The following is a 23594-nucleotide window of genomic DNA, read 5'->3' as shown; positions in this document are numbered from 1 at the left end:
GCGAACTCCCTGTTGCTGCATGGGGAAAACGCTATCGGAAAAACTTGTTGTTGTGCTTCCCATAACATTCTGACCCTGCCGCCCGGCCCGCCGTCGGGCCGGAAAAAAAGGCTGACTGAAGCCCTGCTCCAGCCAACCCTCGTTCCTGCTTACTTGCGTTTCTCCACCGGGATGAAATCGCGGCGGGGAGCGCCGGTGTACAGCTGGCGCGGACGGCCGATCTTCATCGCCGGGTCGGAAATCATTTCGCTCCAGTGGGCGATCCAGCCCACGGTGCGGGCCAGCGCGAAGATCGGGGTGAACATCGACACCGGGATGCCGATGGCCGACAGCACGATGCCGGAGTAGAAGTCCACGTTCGGGTACAGCTTGCGCTCGATGAAGTACGGATCGGACAGCGCGATCTTTTCCAGTTCCATCGCCAGCTTGAACTTGGGATCGTTGTGCAGGCCCAGCTCGTTCAGCACTTCGTCGCAGGTCTGCTTCATGATGGAGGCGCGCGGGTCCATGTTCTTGTACACGCGGTGGCCGAAGCCCATCAGCTTGTAGCGCTTGTCCTTCACGCCCTGCATGAAGTCGGCCACGTTCTCCACGCTGCCGATTTCGTCCAGCATCTTCAGCACGGCTTCGTTGGCGCCGCCGTGGGACGGGCCCCACAGGCAGGCGATGCCGGCGGCGATACATGCGAAGGGGTTGGCGCCGGAGGAGCCGGCCAGACGCACGGTGGAGGTGGAGGCGTTCTGCTCGTGGTCCGCGTGCAGGGTGAAGATGCGGTCCAGCGCGCGCGCCAGCACCGGGTTCACCTTGTACTCTTCGCACGGGGTGGAGAACATCATGTGCAGGAAGTTTTCCGCGTAGGTCAGGCCGTTTTTCGGGTAGGAGAACGGCAGGCCCTTGTTGTAGCGGTAAGCTTGCGCGGCGATGGTCGGCAGCTTGGCCACCAGGCGGTGCGCGGAAATGCGGCGATGCTCCGGATTGGAGATGTCCAGCGAGTCGTGATAGAAGGCGGACAGCGCGCCCACCACGCCCACCATCACCGCCATCGGATGCGCGTCGCGACGGAAGCCCTTGAACAGGCTCATCAGCTGATCGTGCAGCATGTTGTGGCGCATGATGCCGCGTTCGAAGTCCTTGCGCTGGGCCGCGGTCGGCAGTTCGCCGTTCAGCAGCAGATAGCAGACTTCCAGGTAATCGCTCTTCTCGGCGAGCTGTTCGATCGGGTAGCCGCGGTAGTAGAGCTGGCCCAGGTCGCCGTCGATGAAGGTGATGCCGGACTCGCAACTGGCGGTGGCCAGGAAGCCCGGGTCAAACGTGAACATGCCGGTTTTGGAGAAGGTGCGGATGTCGACGACATCCGGCCCCAAAGTGCCGCTCTGGACCGGCAGATCCAGAGTTTCCTTACCCTCGTTGTAGGTGAGCGTTACTTTGCGATTAGTTTCCACAGCAATACTCCCAGTCGGTTTATGGTCGTTGTAATTGGGGTGATGCATAGCCGTCAGAGCGACCTGAGAATCGCCACGATGGCCATCTCTTCCGGATCGTCCAGGTCGGCCTTGCCGCTGACGACGTCCAGAAAATCGGTATCGGGCAAATCCAGCAACCGCCTATAAGCTTCTATCTCGGCCGGGGCCAGCTGGTCGAAGGGGCCGGCGAAGAACTTCTCCAGCACCAGATCCAGCTCCAGCAGCCCCCGCCGAGACCGCCAACGGATCCGCTTGAGTTCAATCGGATCGTAGGCGGTCATACTGCACGCTTGACCATCAGGTCCTTGATCTTGCCGATCGCCTTGGTCGGGTTCAGGCCCTTGGGACACACGTCCACGCAGTTCATGATGGTGTGGCAACGGAACAGGCGGTACGGGTCTTCCAGGTTGTCCAGACGCTCCTTGGTCGCTTCGTCGCGGGTGTCCGCGATGAAGCGGTAGGCGGCCAACAGGCCGGCCGGACCGACGAACTTGTCCGGGTTCCACCAGAAGGACGGGCAGGACGTCGAGCAGCACGCGCACAGAATGCACTCGTACAGGCCGTCCAGTTCCTTGCGGTCTTCCGGCGACTGCTTGCGCTCGCGTTCCGGCGGCGGCGTGTCGTTGATCACGTAAGGCTTGATCGAGTGGTACTGCTTGAAGAACTGGGTCATGTCCACGATCAGATCGCGGATCACCGGCAGACCCGGCAGCGGACGCAGCTCGATCGGCTGTTTCAGGTCGCGGAAGTCGGTCAGGCAGGCCAGGCCGTTCTTGCCGTTTATGTTCATGGCGTCGGAGCCGCACACGCCTTCGCGACAGGAGCGGCGGAAGCTCAGCGTGTCGTCCTTCACCTTCAGCTTGACCAGCGCGTCCAAGAGCTTGTGCTCGGTGGAACTCATCTCCACGCTGATGTCCTGCATGTACGGCTTGGCATCGGTTTCCGGATTGTAGCGGTAGATGCGGAATTTGACGGTTTCGGTAGTCATCTTGATGGAACCCTTAGTAGGAGCGGGTCTTCAGCGCGATCGTGTCGACCGACAGCGGCTTCAGGTTGACCGGCTTGTAGTCCAGACGGTTGGCTTCGCGATACCACAGCGTGTGCTTCAGCCAGTTCTTGTCGTCGCGGCCGTTCGGGGTTTCCTCGGTGTCCTTGGCGTCGTCGCGCACATGGGCGCCGCGCGATTCGGTGCGGGCGTTGGCCGAGATCATGGTGGCCTTGGCCACTTCGATCAGGTTTTCCAGCTCCAGCGCTTCGATGCGGGCGGTGTTGAAGACATTGGACTTGTCCGAGATCTCGGTGCGCTGCACCAGTTTCTCCACTTCCAGAATCTTCTCCACGCCTTCGGCCAGCATGTCCTTGAAGCGGAACACGCCGCAGTGCGCCTGCATGGTGCGCTGCATCGCCTCGCGCGCGTCGTTGACCTGCACGCCGCCGGTCTGGGAGTTCAGACGCTCGACGCGGGCCAGCGAGCGCTCGACGTCGGCCTGCGCCAGTTCCGGCAGATCTTCCGGCTGCTGCATGATGAACTCGATCATGGAGTTGGCCGAGCTCTTGCCGAACACCAGCAAGTCCAGCAGCGAGTTGGTGCCCAGGCGGTTGGCGCCGTGCACCGACGCGCACGCGCATTCGCCCGCCGCGTAGAAGCCCTGCACTTTTTCGCCGTGCACCACCACTTCGCCGTGATAGTTGGTGGGAATGCCGCCCATCTGGTAATGGCAAGTCGGCACCACCGGGATCGGCGCCTTGATCGGGTCCACGCCGGCGAACTTGATCGAAATCTCGCGGATGCCCGGCAGCTTGGACATGATCACTTCCGGATCCAGGTGGGTGATGTCCAGCAGCACGTGATCCTTGTTCGGACCGCAGCCGCGGCCTTCGTTGATCTCGGTCACCATCGCGCGCGACACCACGTCGCGGGACGCCAGGTCCTTGGCGTTGGGCGCGTAGCGTTCCATGAAGCGCTCGCCCTGCGCATTGCGCAGAATGCCGCCTTCGCCGCGCACGCCCTCGGTGATCAGCACGCCGGCGCCGGCCACGCCGGTCGGGTGGAACTGCCAGAACTCCATGTCTTCCAGCGGGATGCCGGCGCGGGCGGCCATGCCCAGGCCGTCGCCGGTATTGATGAAGGCATTGGTCGACGAGGAGAAGATGCGGCCGGCGCCGCCGGTGGCGAACAAGGTGGCCTTGGCCTGGAACACGACGATTTCCGAGGTTTCCATTTCCATGGCGATCACGCCCTGGACATTGCCGTCGGCGTCGCGGATCAGGTCCAGCGCCATCCATTCAACGAAGAAATGGGTGTTGGCGCGCACATTGCGCTGGTACAGCGCGTGCAGCATCGCGTGGCCGGTGCGGTCGGCGGCGGCGCAGGCGCGGCGCACCGGCTTCTCGCCGAAATTCGACATATGGCCGCCGAACGGGCGCTGGTAGATGGAGCCGTCGGCGTTGCGGTCGAACGGCATGCCGAAGTGCTCCAGCTCCACCACCACCTTGGGCGCTTCGCGGCACATGAATTCGATGGCGTCCTGGTCGCCCAGCCAGTCCGACCCCTTGACGGTGTCGTACATATGCCAGTGCCAATGATCTTCCTCGGAGTTGCCGAGAGAAGCGGACACGCCGCCCTGGGCGGCAACGGTGTGGGAGCGGGTCGGGAATACCTTGGACAGCACCGCTGTCTTCAGGCCGGCCTCGGACAATTGCAAGGCCGCGCGCATGCCTGCTCCGCCTGCCCCAACGATAACGGCGTCGAAATGACGAACAGGAATACCCATTACAGCCCCCAGACCACTTTAACGGAATAGATAAAACAGGAAACCAGCCAGACGATGGTGAACACGTGCAGCGCCAGGCGAACGCCCGCCGGCTTCACATAGTCCATCCACAGATCGCGGATGCCCACCCATACGTGCAGGAACAGGGCGATCAGGCTCACCTGGGTCAGCAACTGCACCCAGAACTGGCCGAAGAACGCCTTCCAGCCTTCGTAGCCGGACGGCATGGTCAACAGGAACAAAGCCAAAGCCACGGTGTAGATCAACATGATCACCGCGGTGACGCGCTGCATGATCCAATCGCGCAGGCCATAGCCGGCGCCGACGACATTGCGATTTACCATAGAGCAACTCCCAGAACCACGGTCAGCGCCAGGCTGACGGCCACGACGGTCTTGGCGGTGGCGCGGGCGGTCTGCAGTTCGAGACCTTTATGAATATCGAGGAAGAGGAAACGGATACCGGCACAGAAGTGGTGCATGTACGCCCACAACAGGCCGAGCAACACCAGCTTCATCAGCGGGTTGCCCACCACGGCGCGGTAGGTTTCGAACGATTCGGCCGAGCTCAGCGAACCGTGCAACAGGTAAATCAACAGTGGGAGAGAAAAGAACAGCGCAACACCGCTGATCCGGTGCAAGATCGAGACGATGCCGGGAATCGGCAGTCTGATCTTGGCCAGATCCAGGTGCTTTGGTCGTTGCTTCTGCATATGGCTTCCTTGGATGTTTTTAGAACCAAGAGGTTACACAACAGACGGCCCGCTTAGAGGCCGCCCGCCTGAAGGGCTCCGTTGTTGTTATGGCTGGATGCCCGTCATTACCGCTCATGCCGCACCAGGAATATCGCGGTGCAATATGACCCGGGGATTCTAGCAAAACTGGCTGGCCGCGGCCCGTTTTTCGCCGCCGGCCCAGCCGTCCACGTCACGTCAAAAGCCCGCCGCGTCAAGCCCGGCGGGCGGTGTAAGCCCAATTGTGCGTCAGACAGTAACGCTGCCGCCACTCCAGCGGCACCCCTTCCATCGAGCCGGAAATCCGGATCAGGCTCAAGGCCGGCGCCTCGGCCACCATGCCGGTGACGCCGAGCAGCGCGCTTTCCTCGCGCGGCAACATCAGCGCGCGGAACTGCTCGCACAATACTTTCAAACGGATGCCGAAACGCTGCTGCAGCGCCTGGTACACCCCGGACGAGCCGCGCAGCCAGCGCGCGTCCAGTCCTTCGAATTCGTCGGCCGGCAGGAAGGCCTCGTCCACCGCCACCGGAATGCCGTGCCAGCGCCACAGCTGCCGAACTCTCAATAAAGGCGCAGCGCGCCGCAATTGCAATGCCGCGGCCATGTCGTCGCTGGCGTTGCCGCGCGAAATGCCGAGGAACTCCCGCGCCAGATCGTCCGGCTGCTCGTTGAACAGCCCGGGCGTCAGCAGCAGGCCCTCGCCCCACTCGCTGGGCGCCGGCGCCACGAAAGTGCCCCTGCCCTGCGCTCGGTACAAAAGACCGTCCGCCACCAGTTCGCCCAAGGCCTTGCGCACCGTGCCCTGGCTGGCGCCCAGTTCGTCCGCCAAGTCCCATTCGCTGGGCAAGGCATCGTTCTCCTGCCACTCGCCATCGCCGATCCGGCGCAGCAACTGCTGCTTGATCTGGCTGTACAGCGGCTGTCTACGCAGCGGTCGATCTGTCATGTTCTCTGTTGTATCACCAAACAAATCAAGCGTAAATACAAGTCTTATATAAGATACAAGACTTTATCCGGGCCATCAGCTTTTCTGATGAGGATTAGCCCGCCACTTTGGCTATACTCCGTGTTACACTCAGCCGCACAAAAGCATTCAATGCTGCAGAGCAACATCTGCATATCGTCATTATCGGATACATCAAAGGAGAGTCCGCCAATGAAAGCTCCCGTTCGCGTCGCCGTCACCGGCGCAGCCGGCCAGATCGGCTACAGTCTGCTGTTCCGCATTGCCAGCGGCGAAATGCTCGGCAAGGATCAACCGGTCATCCTGCAACTGCTGGACCTGCCGCAAGCGCAAACCGCCCTCAAGGGCGTGATGATGGAACTGGAAGACTGCGCCTTCCCGCTGTTGGCCGGCATGGTCGCCACCGACGACCCGAACGTGGCCTTCAAGGACGTCAAGGTCGCGCTGCTGGTGGGCGCCCGCCCGCGCAGCAAGGGCATGGAGCGCAAGGATCTGCTGGAAGCCAACGGCGCCATCTTCACAGTGCAGGGCAAGGCGCTGAACGACCACGCCGCCCGCGACGTGAAAGTGCTGGTGGTGGGCAACCCGGCCAACACCAACGCCTGGATCGCGATGAAGTCCGCTCCGGACCTGAATCCGAAAAACTTCACCGCCATGTTGCGTCTTGACCACAACCGCGCGCTGTCCCAGATCGCCGCCAAAACCGGCAAGCCGGTGGCCGCCATCGAGAAGCTGGCGGTATGGGGCAACCACTCGCCGACCATGTACGCCGACTACCGCTTCGCCAGCATCGACGGCCAGCCGGTCAAGCCGATGATCAACGACGAAGCCTGGAACCGCGACGTATTCCTGCCCACCGTGGGCAAGCGCGGCGCCGCCATCATCGAAGCGCGCGGCCTGTCCTCCGCCGCCTCCGCCGCCAACGCCGCCATCGACCACGTCCACGACTGGGTGCTGGGCAGCCAGGGCAAATGGGTGACCATGGGCATTCCGTCCGACGGCTCCTACGGCATCCCGGAAGGCGTGATGTACGGCTTCCCGGTTGTATGCGAAAATGGCGAATACAAGATTGTGCAAGGTCTGGAAATCGACGAGTTCAGCCGCGAGCGGATGAACTTCACCCTGGCCGAACTGGAAGAAGAGCGCGCCGCCATCGCTCACCTGTTTGGCTGATCCATCCCAAGTCTTTTCAGCAAAAGCGCACCTTACGGTGCGCTTTTTTGTCTTTGATCAAGACCCGATTTCCCGACTGCCTATATTTAACAGACTGCCATTTGGAGTTGAGCATGATTGAAGTCGAAGTACTGAACCAAATCGCGGCCAAGATCGACGACCTGGCCACCCGTGGCGCCGACATCCGGGGGTATCTTTGACTACGACGGTAAAAAAGACCGTCTGGAAGAAGTTTCCCGCCTGACCGAAGATCCGGACATCTGGAACGACCCCAAGCGCGCCCAGGAGCTGGGCCGCGAGCGCAAACAGCTGGAAGACGTGGTGCTGGTGATCGACGAGATCGGCGCCATGGTCAGCGACAGCGCCGAATTGTTCGAGATGGGCCGCGCCGAAAACGACGACGACACCATCCTGGCCGTGCAGGCCGACCTGGACACCGCCGAAGCCAAGCTCGCGCAGCTGGAATTCCGCCGGATGTTCCACGACCCGATGGACCCGAACAACTGCTTCCTGGACATCCAGGCCGGCGCCGGCGGCACCGAGGCTCAGGACTGGGCCGGCATGCTGCTGCGCATGTACATCCGCTACGCCGAGCGCAAGGGCTTCAGCGTGGAAGTGCTGGAAGAGTCCGAAGGTGAAGTGGCCGGCATCACCAGCGCCACGCTGAAGATCAGCGGCGAATACGCCTACGGCCTGCTGCGCTCGGAAGTGGGCGTGCATCGCCTGGTGCGCGTGTCGCCGTTCGACTCCAACGCGCGCCGCCACACCTCGTTCTCCTCGGTCTTCGTCTACCCGGAAGTGGACGACAGCTTCGAGATCGACATCAATCCGGCCGATTTGCGCGTCGACACCTACCGCGCCTCCGGCGCCGGCGGTCAGCACATCAACAAGACCGACTCCGCCGTGCGCATCACCCACAATCCCACCGGGATCGTGGTGCAGTGCCAGAACGACCGCTCCCAGCATCGCAACCGCGACGAAGCGATGCAGATGCTGCGCGCCAAGCTGTACGAGCTGGAACTGAAAAAGCGCAACGAGGCCAAGCAGGCGCTGGAAGACACCAAGACCGATGTGGGCTGGGGCCACCAGATCCGTTCCTACGTCTTCGACCAGTCCCGCATCAAGGACCTGCGCACCAGCTACGAAGTGGGCAACATCAAGGGCGTCATGGACGGCGACCTGGACGGATTCATCGAAGCCAGCCTGAAACAGGGCGTCTGAGCCTAAAACCCGCTTAACCCGGCCGCCCGCGCGGCGGCCAACAGCCATTGCATTGAATTACGGAGTGAACATGTCTGAACACGAGCAAGCATCGCCCAGCCAGGACGAAAACCAGATCATGGCGGAACGCCGCCAGAAGCTGAAGAGCATCCGCGAACAACGCATCGCCTTCCCCAACGACTTCAAGCGCAGCCACTTCGCGCAAGCCTTGCAGGACGCGCACGCCGGCAAGGAAAAAGAAGCGCTGGAAGCCGAGAAGATCGAGGTTGCCGTCGCCGGCCGCATGATGTTGAAACGTGTGATGGGCAAGGCCAGTTTCGCCACGCTGCAAGACGGCAGCGGTCGCATCCAGGCCTATATCTCCAATGACGGCGTGGGCGAAAACGCGCACGCCGAGTTCAAGCACTGGGATCTGGGCGACATCGTCGCCGTCAAGGGCACCCTGTTCAAGACCAAGACCGGCGAGCTGACGGTGCAGGCCAGCGAAGTGCGCCTGCTGTCCAAGAACATCCGTCCGCTGCCGGAAAAATTCCACGGCATCACCGATCAGGAAACCAAGTACCGTCAGCGCTACGCCGACCTGATCATGAACGAGGATAGCCGCCAGACTTTCATCAAGCGCTCCAAGATCATCCAGAAGGTGCGCGACGTGATGGTGGGCGAAGGCTATCTGGAAGTGGAAACCCCGATGATGCACCCGATCCCGGGCGGCGCCGCGGCCAAGCCTTTCGTCACCCACCACAATGCGCTGGACATGCCCTTGTACCTGCGCATCGCGCCGGAGCTGTACCTGAAGCGCCTGGTGGTCGGCGGCCTGGAACGCGTGTTCGAGATCAACCGCAACTTCCGCAACGAGGGGATGAGCACCCGCCACAACCCCGAGTTCACCATGATCGAGTTCTACGAGGCCTACAGCGATTACCAGCGCATGATGGAGATGACCGAAACCATCATCCGCGAATGCGCGCTGGTGTCCTGCGGCTCCACCACCGTCAGCTATCAGGGCAAGGAAGTGGACCTGGGCAAGCCTTTCGACCGCTTCACCATCGTCGGCGCGATCAAGCACTACAACCCGCAATACACCGACGCGCAACTGGACGACGCGGCCTGGGTGGCCTCCGAGATCAAGCGTCTGGGCGGCAAGCTGCCGCCGGCGCCTGGCCTGGGCAGCCTGCAGCTGGCGCTGTTTGAAGAGTGCGCCGAGAGCCTGCTGTGGAACCCGACCTTCATCATCGACTACCCGGTGGAAGTGTCCCCGCTGGCGCGCGGCTCCGACAGCAAGCCGGGTCTGACCGAGCGCTTCGAACTGTTCATCGTCGGCCGCGAGCACGCCAACGGCTACTCCGAGTTGAACGATCCGGAAGACCAGGCCGCGCGCTTCCTGTCCCAGGTGGCGCAAAAGGACGCCGGCGACGACGAAGCGATGCATTACGACGCCGACTACATCCGCGCGATGGAATACGGCCTGCCGCCGACCGGCGGTTGCGGCATCGGCATCGACCGCCTGGTGATGCTGCTGACCGACGCGCCGTCCATCCGCGACGTCATCCTGTTCCCGCAGATGAGACCCGAATAAAGTCCTAAGCCGTAAGCTGAAAACCGGAAAGCCGCGCAATCATTGGGTTGCGCGGCTTTTTTATGTCCGGTACAGTCCGGGGCTGAATACCCCAAACCGATGCAATTAGGGGGGACTTATGGGGGGATATGAAAAATCGGATACCCCCACGCATGCAAGGGGACATGATGGCGTTGACGAAGGTAGCGATAGACAGCCTTAGCCCGCGAGCTGATGGCAAGCCGCTGAAGGTGCCAGACGGGCAAGGCCTTTATGTGTGGGTAATGCCAACCGGCGCGAAGTACTGGCGCCTGAAGTACCGGTTTGGCGGCAAAGAGAAGTCCCTGGCTATCGGCGTGTATCCGGAGGTATCAATCAAGGAGGCCCGCCAAAAAAAGGATGCCGCACGTCGCCTGCTTGCCGATGGCGTTGACCCAGGCGAGAAAAAAAAGGCGGTCAAGCGGGATCAGATCATAGAGGCCGCATCGAGCTTTAGGGCCGTGACCATGGAGTGGCACGAAAAAATGGCCGCAGAGTGGGCGCCACGACATGCCGCCGCCGTGCTCCGTAGTCTTGAGATGTACCTCTTCCCGGCCCTGGGCGACCGCCCAATCGCCCAGATCACAGCCATGGAGTTAATGCTGGAGCTGCGGAAAGTCGAGCAGCTGGGCTTGCACGATACAACCAAGCGCCTGCGCGAGCGATGCAGCGCAATTTTCCGGCGGGCGGAAGTGACCGGCCGCGTATCATCCAACCCTGCGGCGGCACTGGTGGACGAGTTTATTTCGCCAGTATCAGCCCCTCAGCCAGCACTGGAGCAGGAAGACTTACCAGCGTTCCTTGATACCCTGGCAACCACCGATCGCATCACCCTGCAAACCAAGTACCTGGTACAACTCATCATGATCTTGTTTACCCGCATAGGCGAAACCGTGCGCGCGGAATGGGATCACATAGACCTTGAGGCTGGCGTCTGGGAAATCCCACCGGAAACACGGAAGCTGAAGCGCAAACTGATGGCAAATGCCAGCGCGCATATCGTCCCCCTCCCCCGCCAAGCCATTGAAATTTTCCGCCAGTTGCAGGCGTTCAAGCTAGAGGACAGCAACTACGTATTCCCAAGCTTCCGCTATCGCAAGAACCATATGAGCGAAGCAACGCCGCTAAAGGCGTATGAGCGCATGGGATACGGCGGCAACAATAAGGCACATGGCCATGTTGTCACCCATGGTTTCCGCGCGACTGCATCTACAATATTGAACGAGGCTGGCTTCAACCCAGACGCCATCGAGCGCCAGCTATCGCACAAGGAGCCAAATAAAGTACGCGCGGCATATAACCGGGCCAAATACCTGGAGGAGCGCCGGAAAATGCTCCAGTGCTGGGCGGACTATCTGGACAAAGTGGCAACTGGAGAACAGACGCCGCCGCTGCAGGCTACCACCTAGACTACGTCAGGAAACACGAGCAAGACCTGCCGCTGAAAGACCATCCCTAGAAAAAACAACACAACACCTATTGGCAACAATCAAGAAAATGACAGAACCAAACTGGATTGTTTTGATACTATCAAGCGCACTTATTAGCGCACTAGTGAATGCTATATGGAATGCACTCTCCAAATACATTGACCACAAAAAGGAAACGCGAAAGCATCAGCAAAAAATAAGTCACACATATCTTGCGATAGCAAATGACCTAGAGGTTTTTGCAAAGAAATGCGACGCCCAGCTATACGATATATACGATGGACTAAGAGAAAGGGCAGAATTTCACGACGAACGAAAGCTGGACAACATTGGCACAGTGGAACTTGATTTTTCCTCAAACCCCGATTGGCAAGAATTACCAATCAAATTTGTTGCCGAAATAAAATCACTGCCAACTTTCTTCAACACTGCGCACGAATGGATATCTAGCCAATGGTTTGCATGGGCAGACACAGAAGAAACATTCGCATTTGAAGAAGAGCGCCTTGCATACTATGGGCTCATAGCCTGCAAAAAAGCGGAAAACATAAGAGAGAAACTAATTAAAGTACAAAAGGGAAATACAGAGGAATTCGAAAATCACTTCAATGAAATAATAGAAAAACGAAGAGAGCAACACATAAAAAACCCAGATAAATCGAACCTAATACCAGAGCTACATAATCATTTCAAAAAATAGAGCCCCAGCCATCTGAAGACAGCTGGAGCCTCTCTTTTAGTTCTAACCACCAGGCAAACCGTTCAGAGCTTCACCCTGTTTCAACACACGAGCCGCGCACTCCCCGTAATCCAGTATCAGTTTAAGATAGGCGCCGGTCAGCACATCCCAGTCGCCGGTATTGACTGTATCAATCGGCGGGCACTGCCGTTGCAGGTTTGCCGGCACCGGCTGCGGCGGCGTTGGCAGCCGTGATGGCATCATTGATGATGCGCAGGCGCTCAGGGCTGATACGACAATCAGCAGGCAGAGGCGTTTTAACGGTTTCACGAGTGTATCGCTCCACGATGGTTGGCCGCACTTCGGCCAGTTTGTTGATGCGCTGATCCAGACCAGCAGACAGCCCCTGCAGGCGATTCGCCTCGGCCGCAAATTCAGCCAACCCAGCCACAGCGTTGTCGCGCTCGGCTTTAACTGCCTGCCGCTGGTATTCGGCTTCCTTCACGGCACTGCCGGACCAATACGCCAGCCCGTGCGACAGCGCCAGCAAGCCCAGGCCGATCAGCCACGGCATGATACGTTCCAACATAGTCAGACCCTCAGATAGCCTTTGATGGACGATGCGGCGCGGATGCGCCGGCAGACGGCGTAACCCTCACGGCTCCCGTCTCCGTTGGTATTACCCTCGACGGTCTGGATGCGACCATCCGGCAGCACCTTCTCGACAAAACCGGTATGCCCCTGCCCCTTGCCGAAATCCATGATGAACACGTCACCCGGCAGCGGGGTGGAGACACGCAGCGCCGGCCGCTCGTTCCACTGACGCATAACGCCGGCGGTTTGCAGCAGTGGGTTAGCCTGGTGCAGATCAGCGCAGACCTTGGCCGTGCACCAGTACACGAAGGCCATGCACCAGGCGTAGCCCGGGCCGAGCTTTACACTGGCGAGGTAGTCGCGCACCTGCGGGCCGTCGTTGCTACCGCGCGGCTGCTCGGTTACGCCAAGCTGAGTGGCGGCGATCTTCAGGGCATCTTGTCCCAACATTCTTGACTCCATGAAAAACCCGCCTCATGGGCGGGGACAGAGAAAAGCGCCGCAGCAGCAGCGCCAGACCTTGGCAGCGGCCTTGATGGGCCGACTGGAATTCAGCGGATTACTGCGGGGGCGTTTCAGACACACCAATACGCGCGCTGACCAACCGTTTCAGCCACCCAATATCCCCCAGCATCGCCCGAGCGGCATCGAGCAACGGCACGGCCAGATATGCGGCGGCGGTGCCGATCACCCCCACCCAGCCGGATTCAAGCCCCCAGCGCTCGGCGCCGGCCACGCCGCCAAAATAGGCAGCCACGAACGACACCAGGGTGATAACGATGCGCTCGGGGAGTGGACGCGCCTTGAGCTGCAACAACTGCAGGGCCGCGCCCATTAGTGCGCCGACGAGTGCTGGCACATGCGCCCCACCAGCGGCAACCCCGGCTTTACCCGCACCAACGGCCCCAGCGATGGCCTGCGCGGACAGGCCAGCCCACACAGCCGCCGCAGCGGCGACAACAAGCGAACGGAACGCCAACAACGCGACAAAACCAGAGGCCAGTGCAATAAAAAACAGCGCCACGCGGCGCCGGACGATGTGGGTCATGAGGTTCCCTTGAATGAGAGCACCCGCGAGCAGCGGGCAATAAAGGCGAAGGGCCGCGAGATGCGGCCCTACTTAATAGGCATTACCGGGTTGAACGTAAGCACGATCGGCACCCGGTCTGATTCTTCCGGGTGCTGGATCGCCCCCATCAGCTTCCACCCGCAATACAACCGCAGGCAGCGGCCGGGCAGCGTTGGCCAGACCACGTACAGCATCCAGGCCGGACCGACGCGAGCCCAGCACCACCCAGGCCGAAAGGGGATGTTGCTGATCCACGGATTGCCGCGCACCAGGCGTGGCATCGAGCCGCCGACGGAGACGCCAGCAACGCGCTCATCAAAGCCGCCGCCGGGATTGCGCCAGATCCAGATCAGCCGGCGCAGGTAGCGCGGCAGCCGATTGACGGTTGGGTGCGCCGTCGGGTCACGCCAATACCGGTCACCGTCCAGCGTCGCGTCGCTGGTTTGCAGCCAGGACAACCAGCGCGGCAGGTTGCCAGCATCGTCCGCCAGCAACACCAGGAGTGGCGCACCCAAAACAGAAACGGCGGTGAGCGCAAGGCTGACCGCCGCCAGAAACACCCATCGGATCAGGCCCATCATGGCGTCACCACCAGTTTGCCGCGCAATGCTGCTTTCTGGTCTTCGATGTCCTGCAGGCGCTTGACCGTATCGGCCGGCAAGCTGGTGCCGGACGCAGCGAGCACGAGAATAGCTTCAAGAAGCGGCCGAGAGGCTTTCTTGTCCAGCTCCTCGAGCTGCGCCTTGATAGCGGCCATCTGCTGCGATGGCGGGTTTTTAAATGCTTGGTAGCGCGAATCGGTGTCATCTACCTCACCTTGATTCGGGTAGTCATTGGGGTCTTGCGGGCAGGAGAATGCGCAGATGATGGTCGTCTCGGCCGCATCCGAGAATTGAACGTAGGCTTTAGTCATGATCAGAATGTGTACCCAGAAATGAAGATGTTTACGCTGCCGTTGGCTTGCTTGTAGTAGAGAGTCTGCGCAGTAATCATCGGCAGATTGGAAAACGAAGCAGCAGGCCCGTACGTACTCGACGTATTACCTGCAAATATTTTTTCTGCTATCCCCGTACCACTGGCTGCTATATAGGCCATCCCAGAGCCAGTACCATTCAGGGAGGCATAACCCTCGCAGCTTCTTGCATTCTTCGGAACTGCGCTCGCAATTGATAAAGAGGTGTAACTGGTCGCCGCACCAGAGGAAATCACCTGAACCGGCGCCGGCGAAACCTGCCGATCTACCTGATAACCAACGACGAACTGACCGCTGCCGTTAGTCGGCCATACACCAATTAGCGCGCTCGCGGTATAGCCGGCCGGCATGTTCGCGCCGCCATAGATATTTCCGACCACGCTTGACGTAGCATTTATAGCCAGGATGTTGGCGGTGCCATTCGCCTGGTTGTAGATCGCATAGAGTGCAACAAAGCCGTTGACCGGCGCGCTACCAGTGTCCATACCGCCGACACCGGTTGTTGCCAGGTTAATAGTCTTGCTGAAATTGGCTAGCTGATAAGCCGTACCACCCAGCGCAGACTCCACAACAATTTCGTCAGCAGAAAACGTTGCCGAAGCGCTTGCTGCCGTAACCGACATCAGTGCATTACGCATAGTGCCAACGACCGATATTTTCGGAATTGTAGGCAACGGGTCCAGCACCACAGCATCCGCGCCGTCATACTCGATGTCCGCTAGTTGGCCAGCAGCCAGCACGGCAACAATCTTGTTACCCTGCGCATCGTATTGTTTCAGGTTGACCGCACCCTGCCCGGAGATGTTGATGGTCGGGTTGGTGCCGCTGGCCACATGGAATTTGGCACGGAAACGCAGGTTGGGGGCGTATGCCTGAATTGCGGGCGACGGCGTGAACGTGTACGCCGTAGCAGTGCCGGCAGTGGTGAACGCCGTTAAACCCTGCACCTGAATCTGACCAGCGTTTACGGCGTGCTGGCTCTGTGTTGCGTTGCCTACGCTAAATATCTGGACATTGCTCCCGGCCAGCGGCGCCCTGAGCGCCAGCGCGGCCAGCACCAGGGTCTTGACCTGGTCGCGCTTGGTCGGGTCAAGCGCGCCGCCAAACCCCTCCACCAGGTTAACCAGCTCCTCCTGTACCGCGTCGAACCATTCATAGCCGGGCGTGGTCGCCGGCACCCCAGCCTGCGGATCGCCCGCGGTAAAACCATTTTTCCCAGCGCCGAACTTATCGACGGCCGGATTACGATTGTTCGCTACACGTTGCATCAGCTTGCTCCATAGGAAATCAAAACGGTGGATGGCTGCGGGCACTCGCGCGCCATCACACAAGCCAGTTCGGTACTGCCCCAACTGCGCAGCGGATCTTCGGCGCCGGACTCGCAGGAGGATTCCGCCACCCGCACCGCATCCGGCACCTGCAGCGTCCAGGCAAAGCGCCAGTCCGCGCTATTGATGGGCTCTTCGCAGGTGAATTCACAGGTGTGCGCCCGGTGGCGCTTGGTCGTCACTCCCGCATAACCCAGCGCCTCGGCGATCTGCACAAAGCGCGGAATACGCGCGCCGCCGGCATCGGTCAGCCGGGCCACAAGCGAAGCCCTGCGCTCTGCCAGCGTGGGGGCGGCGGCGCTGCAGCTGTCCGGCAGACCGAAATCCGCCTCCCAGTCCGGCAGCATCGCCAGCGCCTTGTAGGGGTTACCTTCATCCAGCAGCCGGACGCCCGCAGCATCCACTGCGGCCAAGCGCCGGGCGGCCACCTTCACGAAAGCAACCAGGTCGACATTGTCGCGCGACCAGGCCGGGCCGGGCGGCAGCAGCCGCCACAGCACCTCTTCGTAATCGCTTACGTCCATGTGATCACCCCCAGCTTGGCCAGCTCACCCACCGCGCAGGCGACATTGCCAGCCGGCACCGTCAGTACATGGTCGGTTTCGCCAAGCACGGCACTGATCGCCTCGGTCAGATGGCTGCGCAGGATGGTTACCCCCGCCACCGGCAGCACGGTGCGGCCGTTGGCGTCACGTTTTACCGGCGCCGCCTCGGCGGCGATTTTGTCGCCCAAGGCCGTCGTGACGGCCGCGCGCATCGCCGGCGTGTCCGGTTCGATATGCAGGGTGATGTTGACCGGCTTGGCCACCGGCGCCATGGCGAAGATTTCCCCCCACGGCGTGCCGGTGGTCTCCAGGTGCACCCGCACCGTCTCGCACTCGGCCGCCGCCGGGTAAGGGTCAACGTCGTCATCCCGCATGAAGTACAGCCCCATGCTGCCCAGCCCTAGTAGCCTGGGCGCCGCCCAGGCACGGGTAACCCCGGCGATTTCTTTCGCCCAGTTCTCCCAGTCCACGTCGCGCCCAGTCTGGGCGCCGGCCTCGGTGACTTGCAAAATGCGCTGGCGGTAGCTTTCGATATCCTCGTCGTCCGCCCCGCCTGTCAGGCCATCTGCTTGCACCTGGGCGGCGGCGTCCAAACCGGGCACACCCGTCGTCAACTGGAGCCACACGCCGGCGTCGGTATCGCCATCAAAGCCGCCGCCCACCGCCTTGACGGTCAGATCCACATAGCTGCCAGCACCGACCACGCCGCCGGTCACGACGACAAACAGCCGGCCATCGTCGCGCTGCAGCTCGACGTCGGCACCGACTGGCGCACCGACATTGCCGGTGAAGCGCACCAGCCCACTGCTTTGCACCGCCGCGTTGGGCTTGTCGCCGCGCAGGTAGAACGGCCCCTGCCAAGCCAGCAGCGTGGATTCCGCCGCCGAGCTGGGCAGCAGTTGCTTGGACTGGTACTGCAGATAGCCGTACATGCCATGCACCGCCGCCGCGAGCGCCCGGCCGAACACGTCGGCATCGGAGCGCAACAGGGCATCCGGGTTTTCTGCCCCGAGGTCAGCTCGGATATCGCGCGTCAGCTGGTTCAGGGTTGGGATTTCATACGCCATGCGTCAGGCTCCAAATGTCAGAGAGGTCGGCCGTCAGGGTCTTGCCGCTGCGCAGGGTGATCAACACGCGGATGGCCAAGCCGTCATCGCCAAGGCGCGACACCGTCACCTCCACGGCGCTGGCCTGCTTGCTGTCCAGCCACCACTGCAGCGCCTCGCGGGTGTAGTCGTGGGCGTCACGCTCGGCATCGGCATCCAGCCGCCGACGCGCCAGCAGCCACAGGCGGGAGCCGATGCCAGCCGGCAAGGCCGCATCCAGCCCTTCCGCCCACCAGCCCTGCAAATCGCCGTCGGCCGGGTCGCCCTGCTCGGCGCGGCGCCAGGTAAACAGGCTGATCGCCAAGGCGCGCGCGTAGGCGTGGCTGGCAGCCAGCGGCTTGCCATCCAGTTGAACGAGAATTTCCATGGTCAGACCTGCAGGTTGGGCGGATCGGTCGGGCCGTTGGCCGTGCCGTTGTGCTCGATGTGGGTGTGGTCGTTGTGGGCATCGCGCACCGCGGCCAACGAACTACCGCCGCCATTGGTGTTGTCGATGATGTCGAGCGCGGCCTCGATGCGGCCGGTGGCACGAAATAGCGGCGTATCGGCCACCACCTCATCCGCCCCCTTCAGCACGATGCGCGGCGCGGTGATCTCGATGCGATCCTGGTACAGCACGATGGTGTGGCCGGCCGAGTTGTAGGCCGCTGATTCCCCGGGCTGGAGCCCGCGCACGCGGTAGCGGCGATCGCTGACACTGATCACCACCCCGTTGCTGCGGTCGCCACCCAGGAACAACGCCAGCGCCTCCGCACCGGGCTCCGGGCAGGCGGTAAAGCCGAACGGCTCGGCGTGCTCCATACCGTCCTTCAGCTCGTCCGCCGTCAGCATCAGCTGCACCTGCTGCATGGCCGGTGCCGGGTTGGCGCGCGTCACTCGCCCGCGGCCAATGAGGCCGAACAGGCGTTGCATGGCCTCTCTCATGTGTTGGGCTCCCAGTCAGACGGCAACAGGTACTCGAACTTGTCGCCCTTTTTCTTGCGGTTTTTCTTGCGCTTTTCCGGGTCGGGCGGCTCGGGCTGATAGCCCTCCGGCGGCGCCACCACCATGCGCACCACCGAACCGCCATCGTCCAGCCGGTAGTTGCAGGACACGATCAGCATGTCGCGGTCAAAGCCCAGAATCGGGTCGATCACGCGCACGATCTGGTTGAGCTGCCACAGCCGGCCGTCGCTCTGGCGCCAACCGGCCACCTCGTAGTTGGTAGTCAGCGCCTTGCCGATACGGTGATCGCGCTCCCACTGCGCACGGGTCGTGGCCATGGCCGGCGTCAGGTTGCCGCTCTCGGTGATGACCTTGACCCGCTTGCGGGCGATGCGGCTGTCCGTTGCCGTGCCGGCCACCTCGTTGGCCGCCGCGCCGTGGCGGTGGTTGCCGGTGGCGTGCTGGCCGATCACGCGGTATTCGCTGAAGCATTCGCTGAAATCAAAGCTGCAGTCGCCTGCCTTGGCGTTGCGGCCCACCTCAATCGGGTCGGTCGCGCGGCCGGCACTCCCTGGCGAAGCCAGCACCAGCCGGCCCTCTGCATCGTCGGTGGACAGCAGGCGGCCAATCTTCAGCAACCGGTCTACGCTCTCGAAAACCGTTTCGCCTGGCTGGATGGTGTGATCTGCCACCACCTCTCCGTCGCCCACCTGGCTCAGCACCGTGATGCCATAGGGCGCCGCCAGCGCCGTGGCAATCGCCCGCATGGAGCGCTGCTTGAACTGCGGCGGCTTGTTGATGGCGGCGCAGTCCACCAGGTCGGCCGTCAGGCTGCGGCCGGCAATGCCGAAGGCCGTGCTCTGCGGGTCATGCGCCTTGGGCGTGGCGAACACGTAGCCGGTCACCACCAGGTCTTGCCCGATGCGCAGTTGGCAACGGTCGCCGTGCTGGATCGGCACCTGATCGATGCCGCCCGGCCCCAGCCTGGCAATGCCGATCTGGAAGGACCGGCACTGCTCGTCCAGGCTGGCGGTGACATCCACGCTGGTCCAGCCCTCCCACGCATTACCCCCCACCGTCAGGCTGACCCGGGTCGCCGGATCAAGTGCCGCCGTTCCGGCATCAGTCATAGGTCACCTGTAATTCCTGCACCGGCACAAACAGCGGATGCACGATGTTGTTACGGCTCAGCAGTTCATCCGCCAGCGAGGCGTCGCCCTGCGCCCGGTAGGCCAGCACCAGCGCCGGCATGACGGCCGGCGGCGTGAAGGTCTGCAGCTGCAAGCCGATGGCCTCCACCTGGTTGAGGTGCGCCACGGCCGCACGCTGCACCACCAGCAGATACGCCGCCTGCTCATACTCGGCGCCATCCGCCATGGCCCACAGCGAGCCCGACAAGTCCTGCCGCAGGCTGGACACATCGGCCGCCACCGGCAGGTTGCCGCCATCGGCGGGGCGGCTGGTCGGCAGCGCGGCAACCGCCTGCAGGGTATTGGCCGCCACGCCGGCGGCCATCAGGCCAACCAGCACGCCCGCCACCTTGGTGGACACCGTCCCGCCGTTGCGCTTGCTCAGCGCCTTGCTGCGCGCCCGCAGCACGCGCATGGCGCGGCTTTGGTTGATGCCCCAGCGGGTCAGGTCGCCGTAGCGGTCGAATGCCCGATCCACCGACTCCAGAATGCTGAGGATCTTGCCCACGGCCGTGGCCGGCAGCGTGAGCACGGTATTCACCAGCGACTGCCAACTGTCGAAGTAGTCCAGCACCGCCTCCACCGCGTTGCTCACGCCCTTGATCGCCGACATCACCGCCGAAACCACATCGCCAACCACCGCGCGCGCCAGATCCAGCGCCGCCAGCGCCTGCTCGGCCATGGACTGCGCGCCCGTCAGCATGTCGTCGCTGGCGCTTTGCAGCGGCGCCGCCGTGCTGGCCAGCGGCACCGGGAACAGCAGGTCGCCGTTTTCTATGAACTCCAGCGGGATATCCACCCGCCCGCCTGCATCCAGATTCAGCGACCAGCGCGCCGGCTTGGCGTACACCGTGATCCGCCCGAACAGCGGGTGCACCAGCTCGCCGGCGCCCGGCTCCTCCAGCACGGTCAGCAGCGTGTTGAGCTGCTGCAGCCAGTCCTCGCCACAGCACACCGCCATGAAGCGGTACGGCCGCGTGGCGCGCCCCATGTCTTCCACCCAGGGCTTATCGCGCTGCGGGAATTCATGCTCGGCCACGCGGCGGCCGTTTTCGCCTTCCATCGAGATCCACTTGATCGGCACGCCCTTGAACGAGGCATCCCGCAGCTGATCCATCCAACTCATGGCACCCTCCGGTCATAAAAAAACCCGCCGGAGCGGGTTGGGTTATTGGCTGGTCGGCGCCAGCGATCGGCGGCCGTTGTTCTGGTTCACCGTCAGCTTGGTGTTGGTGGTGGCCGGCTGCTCGACACGTGTACCAGGTGGCGCATTGCCGATGTTCACCGTCAGCTCGGCCTTGGCCTGCTGGGTCGCCCCCTTGATGATGCTGGTGCCGGCGTTCAGACTCTGGCCGACCATGCCCGAAACGGCACCGCCCGCCCACTTCGCCGCGCTGATCATGGGCTCGATGTAGGGCTTGACCCGCTCCCACATGCCTTTGAAGAAGGCCACGATAGGCTCCCAGTTTTTGATGATCAGCCCCAGCGGGGTGAAGTTTTCAAAACCCCACTTGATGAATTGCCATCCGGCGTCGAACACCACCTTCAAGCCATCCCACAACGCCCCGAAAAACGCCTTGATCGGCTCCCAGTTGTTCAGTACCACCCCCAGCGGCGTCCAGCCCAGATAGGTCTTGATGAACTCCACTCCGGTGGACACCACACGCTTGATGCCATCCCACAGCCGCGAGAAAAACGGCCCCACCTGCCCCCAGTTCGAAAGCAGGAAGCCCGCGGCCAGCACCATGACACGCACGGCAATGCCCAACGGCGACAGACTGGCCACCGCGTTGAACAGGTTCAGCGCCCCAACCACCGCCATGGCCGCCAGCCTCATCCCCAGCATGGCCGCACCAGCACCCAGCAGCCCCTTAATCAACCAGGGATTGGCCGCCGCCATGTTCGACAGGCTGGTGACCATCGGCCCCGCCATCGCCATGAACTCGTTGAGCGGCGGCAACAACACGTTGCCGACGGCAATGCCGACATCGGTGACGCGGTTCCAAAACAGTTGCAGGCTGTTGGCCGTGGTGGCCGCACGCACGTCGAATTCCTTGGACATAGAACCGGCGTAGCCCGTGGCATCCCCTACCAGCTTAAGGTTGGTTTTCAGCAAATCCAGATTGGAGATGAACGGCGCGATCGCCTCGATGCTTTCCTTGCCGAATAGTTCGGACAGCACCGCCGCCTGTTTGGCCGGGTCCACCGACTTGATGCGGTTGAGCACATCCAGCACCGTGCCCTTGGAATCCATCTGCATCGCCTTGGCGACCTTGCTGGCATCCAGCCGCAGCGCCTTGAGCGTTTCTTTCTGCGACTTGGACGCCGCCGTGCCCTGCGTCAAGGCCAGCACAAAGTTCTTGATGCCGGTGGCCGCAACGTCGGTCGGCACCTTCACGGCATCCATGGTCGCGGACAGCGCGGCGATGGTGCTGGACGACAGGCCCGCCACCTTGCCGATTGACCCTACCCGGGTCACCACCTCGGCCACATTCTTGGCCGAGCTGTTGCCCTTGGCGTCCAGGTAGTTGATCTGATCGGCCAGGCCGCGCACCTGGTCTTGCGTCAGCCCCATGGCGGCACGCCAAGCCGCCATCTGCTCGCCAGATTGTTCCGCAGTGAACCCGAAGGCCACCCCCATTTTGACGGCGTCCTGAGCAAAGGCTTTCAGCTCGCCGCGCGCCACACCGGCAGAACCACCCTGCGCATAGATGGCCGCGATTTCCTTGGCCGCCATGGGCAGCTGCAGCGCCATCTGGCGGATTTCGTTGTTCATGTCCGCAAACTGCTGCGGCGTGTCGAAATCCACCACCTTGCGCACGTCGGCCATGGCCGACTCGAAATCGATAGCCGCCTTGGCCGCACCCACCAGCGGTGCCGTCACGGCCGCCACCTTGCCGAAGTCGATCTCGGCCATACCGGACTGGCGCAGGTTCTTGCGCAGTTTGGCGACGTTCTTGCGGATGCCATCCAGCGTGGGCGACAGCTTATCGACACCGGTAATCAGCGCCTTGAGCTGAAACTTGTCAGCCATCGTTGGCCTCCTGCCTGAGCTTGTTGATGCGCTGCGCGTGATCGCGCGCCTCAATCAACTGATCGAGGCCGCGCTCGGCCAGGGCGAACGGGTCGACCTGCCACCAGGCCGCCACGTCGAACAGCAGGACGTTCAGTTGTCCGAGGTCGGCGAGCCCGGACTCAAGAAAAAACCCGCCACCGCCCAGCAAGCCGTATTGAGATCGGCAATATCCAGCTGATCCACCGAAGTGGGCGGGATGCCGCCGCACTTGCTGATGTACTGGCACGCGGCGGGGATGTTGATCGTCGGGACGTTGCCTTCACCCAAGCTATAGGGAAACACGCCAATGGCTCGCGCCTCGGCCGGGACCGGCTTACGCAGTACCAGCTCGGTGATTTCTTCGCCATGCGCCTTAATCGGCGCACTCAGCGGGATACGAACTTCGCTCATTGCCAGATACCTTTCTCACCATTGAATTCCAGTTCCACCTTGCCGTCGTCACCCTTCAGCGCCGCCGGGTTCACCAGGAAGCCACCCGACAGCACGTAGACATTGCCGTTGGCAAACTCGACCGTGACGGTCAGGTCGTCGTTCTTGGTGATGGCTTCACGCGGGAAGTCTTTCGGCACCACACATTCCACCTTCACGTACGGGATGACATCCGTCTCGCTGTAGTGGACGCCGGCACTGGTCTTGAACGCCTCGCGCTCGACATCGGTCAGCGGCGCCTCGACGCCACCGGTGACGGCCACCTGATCGCCGTCGACTTTCACGTAGCAGGTGCCAGCTACTTTTTTGCCGCTCATGGGCTGCTC

The 23594-nt window shown here is 62.1% G+C and carries 28 protein-coding genes; 5 read left to right on the top strand and 23 right to left on the bottom strand.

Features of this window, described 5'->3' with window-relative positions:
* Positions 1-149 precede the first annotated feature (149 nt).
* The 7 genes from gltA to JW897_RS12390 all read right to left on the bottom strand — a co-directional run bounded on the left by gltA (position 150) and on the right by JW897_RS12390 (position 5919).
* Positions 150-1442 (bottom strand): citrate synthase, encoded by a 1293-nt coding sequence (gene gltA / locus JW897_RS12420; protein WP_048415651.1) that lies wholly within the window; start codon positions 1440-1442, stop codon positions 150-152.
* A gap of 53 nt (positions 1443-1495) precedes the next feature.
* Positions 1496-1744, bottom strand: coding sequence for an FAD assembly factor SdhE (locus tag JW897_RS12415; RefSeq protein ID WP_019103260.1), 249 nt, complete (start codon positions 1742-1744; stop codon positions 1496-1498).
* Complete coding sequence (locus JW897_RS12410) at positions 1741-2451, bottom strand: succinate dehydrogenase iron-sulfur subunit (RefSeq protein WP_019103261.1); 711 nt, start codon at positions 2449-2451, stop codon at positions 1741-1743. Before JW897_RS12410 ends, JW897_RS12415 begins: the two co-directional genes overlap by 4 nt.
* Positions 2452-2464: 13 nt before the next feature.
* Positions 2465-4237, bottom strand: coding sequence for a succinate dehydrogenase flavoprotein subunit (gene sdhA, locus JW897_RS12405; RefSeq protein WP_205466333.1), 1773 nt, complete (start codon positions 4235-4237; stop codon positions 2465-2467).
* Positions 4237-4581 carry a succinate dehydrogenase, hydrophobic membrane anchor protein gene (gene sdhD / locus JW897_RS12400; protein ID WP_048415653.1) on the bottom strand — a complete coding sequence of 115 codons (345 nt, stop codon included), beginning with the start codon at positions 4579-4581 and terminating at the stop codon, positions 4237-4239. The genes sdhA and sdhD overlap by 1 nt, the downstream gene beginning before the upstream one ends.
* Positions 4575-4949 (bottom strand): succinate dehydrogenase, cytochrome b556 subunit, encoded by a 375-nt coding sequence (gene sdhC / locus JW897_RS12395; RefSeq protein ID WP_019103264.1) that lies wholly within the window; start codon positions 4947-4949, stop codon positions 4575-4577. The genes sdhD and sdhC overlap by 7 nt, the downstream gene beginning before the upstream one ends.
* 235 nt (positions 4950-5184) lie before the next feature.
* Complete coding sequence (locus JW897_RS12390; protein WP_048415654.1) at positions 5185-5919, bottom strand: GntR family transcriptional regulator; 735 nt, start codon at positions 5917-5919, stop codon at positions 5185-5187.
* A 210-nt stretch (positions 5920-6129) separates the two neighbouring features.
* On the opposite strand from JW897_RS12390, the gene JW897_RS12385 reads away from it, so the two are divergent.
* From JW897_RS12385 to JW897_RS12365, 5 genes are all read left to right on the top strand, one after another.
* Positions 6130-7110: a malate dehydrogenase gene (locus JW897_RS12385; protein ID WP_048415655.1), complete on the top strand. Its 981-nt coding sequence runs from the start codon at positions 6130-6132 to the stop codon at positions 7108-7110.
* Positions 7111-7226: 116 nt separating this feature from the next.
* Positions 7227-8331 (top strand): peptide chain release factor 2 gene (prfB, locus tag JW897_RS12380; RefSeq protein ID WP_191186809.1). Its coding sequence is split into 2 segments (ribosomal slippage): positions 7227-7307 and positions 7309-8331, totalling 1104 coding nucleotides; the frame shifts between segments, so codons are not numbered across the junction.
* Positions 8332-8401: 70 nt separating this feature from the next.
* Positions 8402-9907, top strand: coding sequence for a lysine--tRNA ligase (lysS, locus tag JW897_RS12375; RefSeq protein ID WP_048415713.1), 1506 nt, complete (start codon positions 8402-8404; stop codon positions 9905-9907).
* Between the two features lie 164 nt (positions 9908-10071).
* Entirely contained in the window at positions 10072-11334 is a 1263-nt protein-coding gene (locus tag JW897_RS12370; RefSeq protein ID WP_205466332.1) for a tyrosine-type recombinase/integrase, read from the top strand.
* 88 nt (positions 11335-11422) lie between these two features.
* A complete protein-coding gene (locus tag JW897_RS12365) occupies positions 11423-12055 on the top strand; it encodes a hypothetical protein (protein WP_205466331.1) in 633 nt (210 codons plus the stop codon).
* 169 nt (positions 12056-12224) lie between these two features.
* On the opposite strand, the gene JW897_RS12360 is transcribed toward JW897_RS12365, so the two are convergent.
* From JW897_RS12360 to JW897_RS12290, 16 genes are all read right to left on the bottom strand, one after another.
* Positions 12225-12608: a hypothetical protein gene (locus JW897_RS12360; protein WP_205466330.1), complete on the bottom strand. Its 384-nt coding sequence runs from the start codon at positions 12606-12608 to the stop codon at positions 12225-12227.
* A gap of 17 nt (positions 12609-12625) precedes the next feature.
* Complete coding sequence (locus JW897_RS12355; protein ID WP_205466329.1) at positions 12626-13078, bottom strand: CHAP domain-containing protein; 453 nt, start codon at positions 13076-13078, stop codon at positions 12626-12628.
* Positions 13079-13187: 109 nt separating this feature from the next.
* On the bottom strand, positions 13188-13676 hold the full coding sequence (locus JW897_RS12350) for a hypothetical protein (protein WP_205466328.1): 489 nt from the start codon (positions 13674-13676) through the stop codon (positions 13188-13190).
* A gap of 68 nt (positions 13677-13744) precedes the next feature.
* A complete protein-coding gene (locus tag JW897_RS12345) occupies positions 13745-14278 on the bottom strand; it encodes a DUF7338 family protein (RefSeq protein ID WP_205466327.1) in 534 nt (177 codons plus the stop codon).
* Positions 14275-14610 carry a hypothetical protein gene (locus tag JW897_RS12340; RefSeq protein ID WP_205466326.1) on the bottom strand — a complete coding sequence of 112 codons (336 nt, stop codon included), beginning with the start codon at positions 14608-14610 and terminating at the stop codon, positions 14275-14277. Before JW897_RS12340 ends, JW897_RS12345 begins: the two co-directional genes overlap by 4 nt.
* Before the next feature lie 2 nt (positions 14611-14612).
* The gene (locus JW897_RS12335; protein WP_205466325.1) at positions 14613-15938 is read right to left on the bottom strand and encodes a hypothetical protein; all 1326 of its coding nucleotides are present in this window, start codon (positions 15936-15938) and stop codon (positions 14613-14615) included.
* Complete coding sequence (locus JW897_RS12330) at positions 15938-16522, bottom strand: YmfQ family protein (RefSeq protein ID WP_205466324.1); 585 nt, start codon at positions 16520-16522, stop codon at positions 15938-15940. The genes JW897_RS12335 and JW897_RS12330 overlap by 1 nt, the downstream gene beginning before the upstream one ends.
* Entirely contained in the window at positions 16513-17610 is a 1098-nt protein-coding gene (locus JW897_RS12325; RefSeq protein WP_205466323.1) for a baseplate J/gp47 family protein, read from the bottom strand. The genes JW897_RS12330 and JW897_RS12325 overlap by 10 nt, the downstream gene beginning before the upstream one ends.
* Positions 17600-18016 carry a phage GP46 family protein gene (locus JW897_RS12320; RefSeq protein WP_205466322.1) on the bottom strand — a complete coding sequence of 139 codons (417 nt, stop codon included), beginning with the start codon at positions 18014-18016 and terminating at the stop codon, positions 17600-17602. Before JW897_RS12320 ends, JW897_RS12325 begins: the two co-directional genes overlap by 11 nt.
* Positions 18017-18018: 2 nt before the next feature.
* On the bottom strand, positions 18019-18561 hold the full coding sequence (locus JW897_RS12315) for a phage baseplate assembly protein V (RefSeq protein WP_205466321.1): 543 nt from the start codon (positions 18559-18561) through the stop codon (positions 18019-18021).
* A gap of 8 nt (positions 18562-18569) precedes the next feature.
* Positions 18570-19703 carry a phage baseplate assembly protein gene (locus JW897_RS12310; RefSeq protein ID WP_205466320.1) on the bottom strand — a complete coding sequence of 378 codons (1134 nt, stop codon included), beginning with the start codon at positions 19701-19703 and terminating at the stop codon, positions 18570-18572.
* The gene (locus JW897_RS12305) at positions 19696-20889 is read right to left on the bottom strand and encodes a DNA circularization protein (RefSeq protein ID WP_205466319.1); all 1194 of its coding nucleotides are present in this window, start codon (positions 20887-20889) and stop codon (positions 19696-19698) included. The genes JW897_RS12310 and JW897_RS12305 overlap by 8 nt, the downstream gene beginning before the upstream one ends.
* 42 nt (positions 20890-20931) lie before the next feature.
* Positions 20932-22797, bottom strand: a complete 1866-nt coding sequence (locus JW897_RS12300; RefSeq protein WP_205466318.1) for a phage tail tape measure protein — start codon at positions 22795-22797, stop codon at positions 20932-20934.
* Positions 22790-22912: a hypothetical protein gene (locus JW897_RS24530; protein ID WP_275899868.1), complete on the bottom strand. Its 123-nt coding sequence runs from the start codon at positions 22910-22912 to the stop codon at positions 22790-22792. The genes JW897_RS12300 and JW897_RS24530 overlap by 8 nt, the downstream gene beginning before the upstream one ends.
* Positions 22913-22929: 17 nt before the next feature.
* On the bottom strand, positions 22930-23229 hold the full coding sequence (locus JW897_RS12295) for a phage tail assembly protein (RefSeq protein WP_205466317.1): 300 nt from the start codon (positions 23227-23229) through the stop codon (positions 22930-22932).
* Positions 23226-23585, bottom strand: coding sequence for a phage tail tube protein (locus JW897_RS12290; RefSeq protein ID WP_205466316.1), 360 nt, complete (start codon positions 23583-23585; stop codon positions 23226-23228). The genes JW897_RS12295 and JW897_RS12290 overlap by 4 nt, the downstream gene beginning before the upstream one ends.
* Positions 23586-23594 lie beyond the last annotated feature (9 nt).

The organism is Chromobacterium alkanivorans (assembly GCF_016937655.1).
Classification (GTDB): Bacteria; Pseudomonadota; Gammaproteobacteria; order Burkholderiales; family Chromobacteriaceae; genus Chromobacterium; species Chromobacterium alkanivorans.
This window is presented reverse-complemented; position numbering and strand designations above follow the sequence as displayed.

Bases quoted from the DNA above. Each gene is read 5' to 3' on its own strand.
- JW897_RS12310 (WP_205466320.1), bottom strand. From the start codon at position 19,703: ATGACTGATGCCGGAACGGCGGCACTTGATCCGGCGACCCGGGTCAGC.
- JW897_RS12295 (WP_205466317.1), bottom strand. From the start codon at position 23,229: ATGAGCGAAGTTCGTATCCCGCTGAGTGCGCCGATTAAGGCGCATGGC.
- sdhD (WP_048415653.1), bottom strand. From the start codon at position 4,581: ATGGTAAATCGCAATGTCGTCGGCGCCGGCTATGGCCTGCGCGATTGG.
- JW897_RS12390 (WP_048415654.1), bottom strand. From the start codon at position 5,919: ATGACAGATCGACCGCTGCGTAGACAGCCGCTGTACAGCCAGATCAAG.
- JW897_RS12370 (WP_205466332.1), top strand. From the start codon at position 10,072: ATGATGGCGTTGACGAAGGTAGCGATAGACAGCCTTAGCCCGCGAGCT.
- sdhC (WP_019103264.1), bottom strand. From the start codon at position 4,949: ATGCAGAAGCAACGACCAAAGCACCTGGATCTGGCCAAGATCAGACTG.
- JW897_RS12300 (WP_205466318.1), bottom strand. From the start codon at position 22,797: ATGGCTGACAAGTTTCAGCTCAAGGCGCTGATTACCGGTGTCGATAAG.
- JW897_RS12355 (WP_205466329.1), bottom strand. From the start codon at position 13,078: ATGTTGGGACAAGATGCCCTGAAGATCGCCGCCACTCAGCTTGGCGTA.
- JW897_RS12350 (WP_205466328.1), bottom strand. From the start codon at position 13,676: ATGACCCACATCGTCCGGCGCCGCGTGGCGCTGTTTTTTATTGCACTG.
- JW897_RS12335 (WP_205466325.1), bottom strand. From the start codon at position 15,938: ATGCAACGTGTAGCGAACAATCGTAATCCGGCCGTCGATAAGTTCGGC.
- JW897_RS12360 (WP_205466330.1), bottom strand. From the start codon at position 12,608: ATGCCGTGGCTGATCGGCCTGGGCTTGCTGGCGCTGTCGCACGGGCTG.
- lysS (WP_048415713.1), top strand. From the start codon at position 8,402: ATGTCTGAACACGAGCAAGCATCGCCCAGCCAGGACGAAAACCAGATC.
- JW897_RS12305 (WP_205466319.1), bottom strand. From the start codon at position 20,889: ATGAGTTGGATGGATCAGCTGCGGGATGCCTCGTTCAAGGGCGTGCCG.
- JW897_RS12410 (WP_019103261.1), bottom strand. From the start codon at position 2,451: ATGACTACCGAAACCGTCAAATTCCGCATCTACCGCTACAATCCGGAA.
- JW897_RS12315 (WP_205466321.1), bottom strand. From the start codon at position 18,561: ATGCAACGCCTGTTCGGCCTCATTGGCCGCGGGCGAGTGACGCGCGCC.
- sdhA (WP_205466333.1), bottom strand. From the start codon at position 4,237: ATGGGTATTCCTGTTCGTCATTTCGACGCCGTTATCGTTGGGGCAGGC.
- JW897_RS12330 (WP_205466324.1), bottom strand. From the start codon at position 16,522: ATGGACGTAAGCGATTACGAAGAGGTGCTGTGGCGGCTGCTGCCGCCC.
- JW897_RS12365 (WP_205466331.1), top strand. From the start codon at position 11,423: ATGACAGAACCAAACTGGATTGTTTTGATACTATCAAGCGCACTTATT.
- JW897_RS12385 (WP_048415655.1), top strand. From the start codon at position 6,130: ATGAAAGCTCCCGTTCGCGTCGCCGTCACCGGCGCAGCCGGCCAGATC.
- JW897_RS12340 (WP_205466326.1), bottom strand. From the start codon at position 14,610: ATGACTAAAGCCTACGTTCAATTCTCGGATGCGGCCGAGACGACCATC.
- JW897_RS12290 (WP_205466316.1), bottom strand. From the start codon at position 23,585: ATGAGCGGCAAAAAAGTAGCTGGCACCTGCTACGTGAAAGTCGACGGC.
- JW897_RS12415 (WP_019103260.1), bottom strand. From the start codon at position 1,744: ATGACCGCCTACGATCCGATTGAACTCAAGCGGATCCGTTGGCGGTCT.
- JW897_RS12320 (WP_205466322.1), bottom strand. From the start codon at position 18,016: ATGGAAATTCTCGTTCAACTGGATGGCAAGCCGCTGGCTGCCAGCCAC.
- JW897_RS12345 (WP_205466327.1), bottom strand. From the start codon at position 14,278: ATGATGGGCCTGATCCGATGGGTGTTTCTGGCGGCGGTCAGCCTTGCG.
- JW897_RS12325 (WP_205466323.1), bottom strand. From the start codon at position 17,610: ATGGCGTATGAAATCCCAACCCTGAACCAGCTGACGCGCGATATCCGA.